This is a genomic window from Dietzia sp. (genome assembly GCF_036741115.1).
GTDB lineage: Bacteria > Actinomycetota > Actinomycetes > Mycobacteriales > Mycobacteriaceae > Dietzia.
The window spans coordinates 1-2,389 of sequence record NZ_DAINST010000153.1 but is presented as its reverse complement, the minus strand read 5'-3'; the positions used below and the strand labels follow the sequence as shown (position 1 = coordinate 2,389).

Annotated in this window: 2 protein-coding genes; both read left to right on the top strand. The window is 70.2% G+C overall.

The window, feature by feature from the left end; all coding sequences use genetic code 11:
• Positions 1–292 precede the first annotated feature (292 nt).
• Positions 293–1,423 (top strand): NAD(P)/FAD-dependent oxidoreductase, encoded by a 1,131-nt coding sequence (locus V7E05_RS14110; protein ID WP_333620260.1) that lies wholly within the window; start codon positions 293–295, stop codon positions 1,421–1,423.
• Between the two features lie 94 nt (positions 1,424–1,517).
• Positions 1,518–2,312, top strand: a complete 795-nt coding sequence (locus V7E05_RS14105) for an SDR family oxidoreductase (protein ID WP_333620259.1) — start codon at positions 1,518–1,520, stop codon at positions 2,310–2,312.
• Positions 2,313–2,389 lie beyond the last annotated feature (77 nt).

Below are 2,389 nucleotides of genomic sequence, written 5' to 3'. Positions count from 1 at the left end.
CGGGATCTTCGACGTGTTCCCCGATGGCGCCGGCCGCGACGCGCACCTGTCCGGCGCAGTCGCTGCCGCTCTCGGCGAGCAGACGGGCAAGCTGTTCAGCGAGCCTACGATCGAGAAGCTCGACGTCGTGGGCTCCAAACTCCCCGCCTGACACCACACAACGGGAGTACTGGCCCAGAAAGGATGGGTCGCTGCGCGCGGTGACTTCGGGCTTACACAGTCCGCTGACGTCGTGGTAGCGGCCCCTTCTCTTGCGGCCTATCGTTAATCACCAACAGATCGGAGAACCGCGATGACAGGAACTGACGATGGCGTTGCCACGACGCGTTCACCCGAGGTAGCAGTGATCGGGGGCGGGATCGTCGGTCTGTCGACGGCGTACGCGCTGCGGGAGCAGGGCGTGCCGGTGCGCTTGTACGAGGCTGGTCTGCCCGGGACGGGTCAGTCCGCAGGCGAGTCGCGGATCTTCCGGCATGCCCACGACGACCCGCGACTCGTCGCTTTCGCGCGCGAAAGCCGCGGCGTATGGGATGAGTGGGCCGAACACTTCGACGTCGAGCTGGTCTCATCAGACGGTGTCCTGGCGATCGGAGACAGCGCCCTGGCGCGGCTGCGGGTGCTCGACCAGGTCGGCGGCGTGGAAGCGCACGAGATCGACGCGGCCGAGGTCGCCCAGCGAATGCCGCTGCTCGCTGGGTACTCGGGGCCAGCGGTGCTCGACGAGTCGGGCGGCGCGATCCGTACCCGAGCCGCGATCACGGCACTCGCGGGTGCCCTCGCAGATGCCATCACCACCGCAGAGGTCATCTCCATCGATCCCCGCGCCGATGGGACGGTCGAGGTGCGCAGCGTCAGCGACCGGGCTGTGTACTCCAAGGTGGTCGTGTGCGCCGGCCGCGAAACCGCCCGCCTGGCCCGCAGCGTCGGCCTGTCGCTGCCGGTTCGCCTTGCCGCACACGTCCGGCTGACCTTCGACGTGAAAGCCGCCGCCCCGGCACGAGTCGCGTGCCTGCAGGACAGCAGCGGCGTCTTCGGCGAAGTCGGCGTGTACGCGACGCCGCTACCGGGCAACAGCAGTTATTCAGTCGGACTCAGCGAAACCGTCGGCGTCCGCGACGACGGAACGTTCATCGACCCTGCGGCGATTCGATCGCTGGACGAACGCGCGCGCGAATACGTGACACGGGCGCTGCCCGGTCTCCACCCAGAGCCGCGCGACTTCCTTCACTGCTGGGTGACCGACCTCCCGTGGAGTGAGGACGGCGTGGCCGTGTGGGAGGCAGGCCCTGTCCATTTTGTGGCCGGTCACAATTTGTTCAAGCAGGCACCTGCGCTGGGTCGCGCTCTTGCCCGGGCTGCGACCGGCGGCGGTCTCCACGCCGAGCTCACGCCCGAAGCGCGCCTCGGCGAGGCCCAGAGCTAGGGCGTGTCCCCCAATCGCGGGGAGATCGCGGGCAAGGTGGATCGGGTCGAGCGCCGTCTGGCCGAGGGCGGGTCGGTAGAAGGAGGGGCCGATCATGTCTGACGACGTACGCCGCTTCGCCGGGAAGGTCGCCATCGTCACTGGCGCTGCCGGCGGGATCGGGGCCGCCCTGGCAGCGGAGCTCGTGGCGGGCGGGGCGCGGGTCGTCGCCGTGGACCTGGGCGAGATCGCCTCTCCTCCGGCCGGGGCGGTTGCGCTCGCCGGGGATGTGGGGGACACCGGCGTCATAGAAGAGACCATCGCCCTGGCCGAGAGCCAGTTCGGCCCGGTGGACATGTACTTCGCCAACGCCGGCGTGATGGGCTCGTCGGGCATCGGCACGGAGGAGGAATGGGAGCTCGGCCTGGGCGTCAATTTCCACGCCCACGTGCGCGCCGCGCGCCTACTCGTACCCGGCTGGGTCGAGCGCGGGAGTGGACATTTCGTGCCCACCGCCTCGGCCGCAGGACTGCTCACCCAGGTGGGCTCGGCGATCTACTCGGTGAGCAAGCACGCAGCGGAATCCTTCGCTGAGTGGCTGTCCGTGACTTACGGGGACCAGGGCGTCGGAGTCACGTGCCTGTGTCCGATGGGCGTCGACACCCCGCTCGTGCGCACCGCCGAGGCCTCTTCGGACCCGGCCGAGCGCCGGGCAATCCGGGCGGTGACGGCGTCCGGCGCCGTGCTCCGCGCCGACGACGTCGCCCGGCAGACCCTCGACGCGGTCGCGAAGGGAGAGTTCCTCGTGCTCCCGCACCCGGAGGTGCGCGCGATGTGGGTCAACCGGGCCAAGGACACCGATCGCTGGCTCTCGGGGATGCGAAGGATGCAGGCCGGGCTCGGAGACTAGGCGGAGCGCGGGCGCGAGGCGCGGGGCGCGGGTGTGGGCGTGGGCGTGGGCGTGGGCGGCCCCTGAGGGTGCGGCGC